Source organism: Paenibacillus anaericanus (genome assembly GCF_003994475.1).
GTDB lineage: Bacteria > Bacillota > Bacilli > Paenibacillales > Paenibacillaceae > Fontibacillus > Fontibacillus anaericanus.
Window position 1 is genome coordinate 53,768 of record NZ_RZNY01000032.1, and the last position, 6,419, is coordinate 60,186.

The following is a 6,419-nucleotide window of genomic DNA, read 5'->3' on the forward strand; positions in this document are numbered from 1 at the left end:
TATTAGGAGGATAGGAATGGGTGAACGTTTTGAGAGTCATGTTGCTCTGCTTCGTAAGTTTATATCTGAACAAGCAGAGGGGTGCCTTAAGGGGCCAGCACATTATTTGAAATATCCATTTATTGATCCTGGATCTGTCTATAGTGCTAACTTGTGGGATTGGGACTCCTTCTGGTCAACTTATGCCCTACTGAATTTGGAGGGAGACCTGCTACCGCAAGGATCGGTTACTCCATCAATTTCTTTGATCATCAGATGGATGACGGATATATTCCAATGATGATCGAGAAAGGCCAGACAGAGGAACCTTATTTGATCGGCAAACGCAAGGAGGGTGTTCTACTCAATATGCATAAGCCGTTCTTAAGTCAACATATTGCACTGATCTCAGGGCACTGTAACGATTATGAATGGGCCAGAACGTACATTGATGGACTTGAGAAGTATTTCGCTTGCTACGATCGTGATTATTATAATGAAAATTGCAACCTTTATGTTTGGGCAGATGACATTATGATTGGGATGGATAATGATCCAGCTACCTTCGGAAGACCTAAGTTCTCTACCGCCAATATTTATTTGAACTCATTTATGGTGAGTGAAATGAAAGCGATGTCATTACTTTGTGGTGAATGGGGACTTTTCGATAGGCAGTGCTATTACAATCAGAAGGCCCAGAAACTGGAGGAAGCAATCCAAGCGGAATGTTGGGATCCAAGGGACAAATTTTTCTACTCTGTGGATGTGGATGTTAAGACAAGACAGTTTGATTGGTTTCACACGGGTCTAGGGGTCTTCTGGAAAACACTGCCCATTAAAGTACGAGCATGGACAGGCTTTATTCCTTTGTGGTCAGGAACAGCTACTGTCGAACAGAGCCTTTGCTTATCAACAATGCATCTAGCTGACAAGAATACGTTCAATAGTCCATATGGAGTTCCCTCACTTGCTATGGATGAGAAAATGTACAATATTTCAGCAACAAATAATCCGTCGAACTGGTTAGGTCCGATTTGGGGGATTGTCAATTATGTGGCTTTCCGTGGCTTGATGAACTACGGCTACAGGGAGGAAGCTGAGATTATTGCCCGTAAATCAGTGGAATTGTTCGGAGGAGATCTTGAACGTAGTGGAACTCTTCATGAATATTACGATCCTGCGAGCGGTAAGCCAGTGATGAATGGCGGTTTTCTCAACTGGAATATGCTTGTACTTAATATGGTGAGTGAGCTTGCTGATAAACCAGCGCTTTCTCGACATTTAAGGGAATGAACTCACATGGTTCCTTGCTATTAATATTTGAAAACGGTTTCCAGGTGAATTTTTAATATAAAGAGATTACGATTTCACCATATTCTGAATGGAGGGTTTATATGAAATTACAAAAGAAGATGTTGACGGTACTGCTTATATTGATGATGTTTGTTGTTGCTGCTTGCTCAGGTAATGGAGGCAATGACGGAGCGAATAGTAGTAGTTCATCCAATAGTAATAAGAAAAATTCATCTAATGAAAATGTAAGTCTACGGATTATGTGGTGGGGCTCTCAGGCTAGACATGATGCTACCTTAAAGGTAATTGAGTTGTTTGAAAAGAAATATCCGAACATTAAGATCAGCCCGGAATATATGGGCAATGATGGTTACTTTGACAAACTTGCAACTCAAATCGCTGGAGGTAATCCTCCCGATTTAATGCAACTTGGAAATAACTACCCGGACTATGTCTCCAAAGAGGCATTGCTTGATTTAAGCCCTTATGTGGGTCAAGAGATTTCTATTGAAAATTTTGATCAGAATGTAGTTGAAGCAGGGGCTATGAACGACAAGCAATACGGAATTAGCCTTGGCTCAAATGTATTGGGTCTAGTCTACAATAAGACACTCATGGAGCAAGCTGGACTGGAGCCACTTAAGGAGAATATGACTTGGGAAGATCTTGAGGCATATGGAAAAGATGCTGTAACTAAATTAGATGGTAAATTTGCCTTCGCAGATCAATCGTTTTTCACTCATTATCTGAACTATTTCCTTCGTCAACAGGACAAAACGTTCTATCGTGATGAAGCAGTAGCTTTTAATCAGGAAGATGTTGAGAAATGGTTCGATATGTGGAGTAACTTCCGGGCAGCAGGTATAGTCCCTAGTTCTGAGGCATCTGCATCTATGTCGGAGACCAGTCCTGATGTATCCTTGCTAGTTCAAGGAAAAGTATTAATGTCCCTAGTCTGGTCCAATCAAATGTCAGGTTTCCAGAGTGCTATGCAGGACGAGCTAGGTGTCAGCTTGTTGCCAACGGCTAAAGATGAGAAACGTTCAGGTTTATGGATTCAACCGAGTCAATTCATGACGATCAGTAAGGAATCTAAGCACCCTAAGGAAGCGGCATTATTTATTAATTTCATGGTTAACGATCTAGAGGCTACAAAGATTCTAGGGAATGATCGTGGTATCCCTGGCTCCGAAGAAGTTAGAAATATGTTGAGCGGTGATGGTTCGGATATGGATAAGAAAATATATGAATACTTCAACACGGCAGCAGGTGTAGCGAGTAGTATGGATCGCGAGCTTCCTAACATTGGAGAATTCGATGGTCAGTTGAATAATGCAGCTATGTCTGTAGGATTTGATGCTAAGTCATCTGCAGAAGCCGCGGTTGATGTTGTGACTGCCGCAGAAGCCGCCGTTGCTAAATCGAAATAAATGAGCTAGTGAAAGGGTGAGCATATTGAATCAGATTGTAGCTAAACAAAAAAATCGGACCGGTCATCATGACCGGTCCGGTATTCACCCGATAGTAAAGTGGTGGAAACGTAATTCAACAGCTTATTTATTCCTGCTACCGTGGTTTCTAGGTTTTTTTGCACTTACACTAATACCGATGATTTCTTCCTTATACCTGTCATTTACCGATTTCAACTTACTCACCCCATCCAATTGGGTTGGGCTTGATAACTACGACAAGATGTTTAATCATGATCCACGCTATCTAAAATCACTTCAGGTCACGTTTCTGTATGTATTTAGCTCAGTTCCCTTAAAGCTAGGTTTTGCCTTATTGGTAGCGATGCTTATGAATAAAGGGATAAAAGGGCTTGGCATTTACAGAACCATCTATTATATTCCTACGCTATTAGGAGGCAGTGTCGCAATCTCTGTTCTCTGGCGTAAAATGTTTGGCGGTGGCGGGGTTATTAATTCCTTTCTATTGGATACCTTTGGCATCCATGCCCCCGACTGGGTTTCTAATCCTAAGTATGCCCTATCTTCACTGGTTGCATTGTCAGTTTGGCAGTTTGGTTCCTCGATGATTATATTTCTAGCTGGTTTAAAGCAAATTCCTCAAGATTATTATGAGGCATCCCAAATTGATGGGGCAGGTAAATTCCGTCAGTTCTTAAACATAACGATCCCTACATTGTCTCCGGTCGTACTGTTCAATGTCATTATGCAGATGATCAGTTCATTTCAGGCGTTTACACCTGCGTTTATTGTCAGTGGCGGCAAAGGTGGACCCTTGGATTCAACGATGTTCTATACACTTTATTTATATCTCAAAGGATTCTCCTTCTTCGAAATGGGCTATGCATCAGCTATGGCCTGGGTGCTACTAGTAATCATCGGAATTTTCACAGCCCTTATATTCGCTTCTTCGAAGCGTTGGGTAACCTACGGCGATGGAGGCGAATAGGTAATGGTGTCCACTATAAAAAATTACAGAATTTTGTTGAAGCATCTATTAATCATATTCTTTGGAGCCCTAATGCTATATCCAGTAATCTGGATGATCATGAGTTCCTTGAAGCCTAGCCAACTCATCTTTAGTGACCTCAGCTTATGGCCAAGTCAGTTTACATTAAGTAACTTTGCTGACGGGTGGAAGGGAATTGCAGGTCGCGGATTTGGCATTTATTTTTGGAATTCACTCATTATATGTGCTTTTGTTATTGTTGGAAATGTGATCTCTTGTTCGATGGCCGCTTTTGCGTTCGGGCGCCTTGATTTTAGTTTGAAGAGGCTATGGTTTGCTTTGATGCTGGTTACTATTATGTTGCCACAGCATGTCAGAACCATTCCTCAGTATATTATGTTTAAAGGTATGGATTGGTTAGATAGCTTTCTTCCTCTGATAAGTCCGAAATTTTTGGCTACCGAAGCCTTTTTCATCTTCCTACTTGTTCAATTTATTCGGGGCCTACCGAAGGAACTGGATGAGTCAGCGCGGATTGATGGCTGCGGTCCTGTTCAAATATACTTGCGCATGATTATGCCATTGGCATTACCTGCCTTGGTTACTACAGCCTTATTCTCCTTTATGTGGACATGGGATGATTTCTTCAGCCAATTGCTGTATCTCAATAATTCGGCTAAGTATACCGTTCAGTTAGGACTTCGTCTATTTATGGATTCTACTGGTGAGTCAGCATGGGGACCTATGTTTGCCATGTCGGTGTTATCACTTGTGCCCAGTCTCATCCTCTTTTTCTCTATGCAAAAGTATTTTGTTGAGGGGATTGCTACGACAGGAATCAAGGGATAATTCGAAAGAAAAGTATATGATGAGGAGGCTGTTAATTGCTGCAATCTAAAGAATTGGATGCATTATTAACTGACGTGGAGCAATGGGGGAGGTTCGAGCTTGTACAGATAGCCCCCGAGCAAAATAATGCTTTTGGTGATGGAGTCTGGAGTGCGACGTTTCAGAATGAATCAGAATTTATTGATGTAAAAGGCTTCTATGATGGTGATGGAACCTACCGGTTACGTTTTATGCCGAACCGCACTGGAGAATGGTTTTATGTTACCCATAGTAATGTGAAGCAGCTTGATGGTATCACAGGGTCTTTTACATGCGTAGAACCATCACAAGAAAACCATGGATATGTACAAGTCAAAGATGCGGGACATTTTTGCTATGCTGATGGAAACGCTTATCATCCATTTGGGACAACCTGTTACGCATGGATCCATCAGCCTGAGGAAGTACGACAAAGAACGATCGAGTCGCTGAGGCAAGCCCCTTTTAACAAAATTCGCATGACCGTATTTCCTAAAAATTATAGTTTTAATGCAACCAACCCTGTGGAGTTTCCTTTTGAAGGGAGTCAGGAAGATGGCTTTGATCTTACTAGGTTCAATCCGAACTTTTTTCAGAGATTAGAAGGACATATTGATGAGTTGCTCTCTATGGGAATTGAAGCCGATCTGATTCTTTTTCATCCATATGATGAAGGGCGCTGGGGGTTTGATAGAATGTCCTCAGAGGCGGATCATAACTATCTGCGCTATCTAATAGCAAGACTATCCTCTTTCCGTAATGTTTGGTGGGCGTTGGCCAACGAATATGACTTTATGAATGAGAAAAAAGTTGAGGACTGGGATGCTTTGTTTCAGACTGTGCTTACTGAAGATCCATATGGACACCTTCGTTCTATTCATAATGGTACAAAGATGTATGAACCGGACAGCGTAGTTCTCTATAATCATGGGCATGATTGGATAACACATTGTAGTATTCAGCATTGGGACGTTACCCTAGTTCGTGAATGGCAGAAAACTTACGGTAAACCAATTGTAATTGATGAATGCTTATATGAAGGTAATGTACCGTTTCGGTGGGGGAATATTACAGCAGAAGAAATGACTCACCGCTTCTGGGAAGCGGCAGTTAGAGGTGGTTATGCTGGGCATGGTGAAACTTATCTTCATCCTGAGGGTGAGATATGGTGGGCCAAAGGTGGTAAATTGTATGGAGAGAGTCCTGAGAGAATATCCTTCCTTCGTCAAATCATCGAACAGTTACCAGAGGCAAGCAAACCTTTATTTACTTTGCGTCAAATGGAGACGATTGGTGTAGAGGATGAAATATATTTGGGGTACTTTGGAGTGCATAGACCATCATATTTTGAGGCTCAGTTTAATGAAACCTATTCTTACAAGGTGGAGATTATTGATACGTGGAATATGTCCATTCATCCTGTTGAGGGTGTTCTAAGAGGTAAGAGTACAATTCAGTTACCCGCGAAGCCTGGAATGGCCTTAAGAATACAGAAGGTTGATTGATTAGAAAACTAAGAACTAATAAGCGCGGCAAAATATATATTATGAATTTCCTGCATCTAATAGAGGATATTCTGATCTAGTGAGATTTTGCCGCGACAACCATTAATGTATACTTTCCTCCACATTTAATTATTTGTTTTGATGGGTTGACGACGGTTTGTTTTATGTGTTACATTATAAATCGCTTCTTCGATAGGCCAGCAAAAATAAAGGCAACAAAATAAACGCCTTGAAAAAAAGCTTGACTAAAGAAGACGGCATATGATATATTATAAAAGTCGCCGCTGAAACAAAGCGCAGACAAAAATGAATGACTTGATCTTTGAAAACTGAACAACGAGTGAGTGAATTTCACGA

Annotated in this window: 7 protein-coding genes; 6 read left to right on the forward strand and 1 reads right to left on the reverse strand. The window is 41.3% G+C overall.

The window, feature by feature from the left end; all coding sequences use genetic code 11:
* Nucleotides 1–16 precede the first annotated feature (16 nt).
* The 6 genes from EJP82_RS28210 to EJP82_RS24160 all read left to right on the forward strand — a co-directional run bounded on the left by EJP82_RS28210 (nucleotide 17) and on the right by EJP82_RS24160 (nucleotide 6,062).
* Complete coding sequence (locus EJP82_RS28210) at nucleotides 17–280, forward strand: hypothetical protein (RefSeq protein ID WP_211350271.1); 264 nt, start codon at nucleotides 17–19, stop codon at nucleotides 278–280.
* A complete protein-coding gene (locus EJP82_RS24140; RefSeq protein WP_211350273.1) occupies nucleotides 277–1,272 on the forward strand; it encodes an MGH1-like glycoside hydrolase domain-containing protein in 996 nt (331 codons plus the stop codon). The genes EJP82_RS28210 and EJP82_RS24140 overlap by 4 nt, the downstream gene beginning before the upstream one ends.
* Before the next feature lie 101 nt (nucleotides 1,273–1,373).
* Complete coding sequence (locus EJP82_RS24145) at nucleotides 1,374–2,702, forward strand: ABC transporter substrate-binding protein (protein WP_127194624.1); 1,329 nt, start codon at nucleotides 1,374–1,376, stop codon at nucleotides 2,700–2,702.
* A gap of 82 nt (nucleotides 2,703–2,784) precedes the next feature.
* A complete protein-coding gene (locus tag EJP82_RS24150; RefSeq protein ID WP_246054412.1) occupies nucleotides 2,785–3,690 on the forward strand; it encodes a carbohydrate ABC transporter permease in 906 nt (301 codons plus the stop codon).
* A 3-nt stretch (nucleotides 3,691–3,693) separates the two neighbouring features.
* Entirely contained in the window at nucleotides 3,694–4,539 is an 846-nt protein-coding gene (locus tag EJP82_RS24155; RefSeq protein ID WP_127194625.1) for a carbohydrate ABC transporter permease, read from the forward strand.
* Between the two features lie 35 nt (nucleotides 4,540–4,574).
* A complete protein-coding gene (locus tag EJP82_RS24160; RefSeq protein WP_211350274.1) occupies nucleotides 4,575–6,062 on the forward strand; it encodes a DUF5605 domain-containing protein in 1,488 nt (495 codons plus the stop codon).
* A 169-nt stretch (nucleotides 6,063–6,231) separates the two neighbouring features.
* On the opposite strand, the gene EJP82_RS28215 is transcribed toward EJP82_RS24160, so the two are convergent.
* The coding region (locus EJP82_RS28215; RefSeq protein WP_211350276.1) for a hypothetical protein at nucleotides 6,232–6,419 on the reverse strand (188 nt) is incomplete at its 5' end.

Bases quoted from the DNA above. Each gene is read 5' to 3' on its own strand.
- EJP82_RS28210 (WP_211350271.1), top strand. From the start codon at position 17: ATGGGTGAACGTTTTGAGAGTCATGTTGCTCTGCTTCGTAAGTTTATA.
- EJP82_RS24140 (WP_211350273.1), top strand. From the start codon at position 277: ATGATGATCGAGAAAGGCCAGACAGAGGAACCTTATTTGATCGGCAAA.
- EJP82_RS24145 (WP_127194624.1), top strand. From the start codon at position 1,374: ATGAAATTACAAAAGAAGATGTTGACGGTACTGCTTATATTGATGATG.
- EJP82_RS24155 (WP_127194625.1), top strand. From the start codon at position 3,694: ATGGTGTCCACTATAAAAAATTACAGAATTTTGTTGAAGCATCTATTA.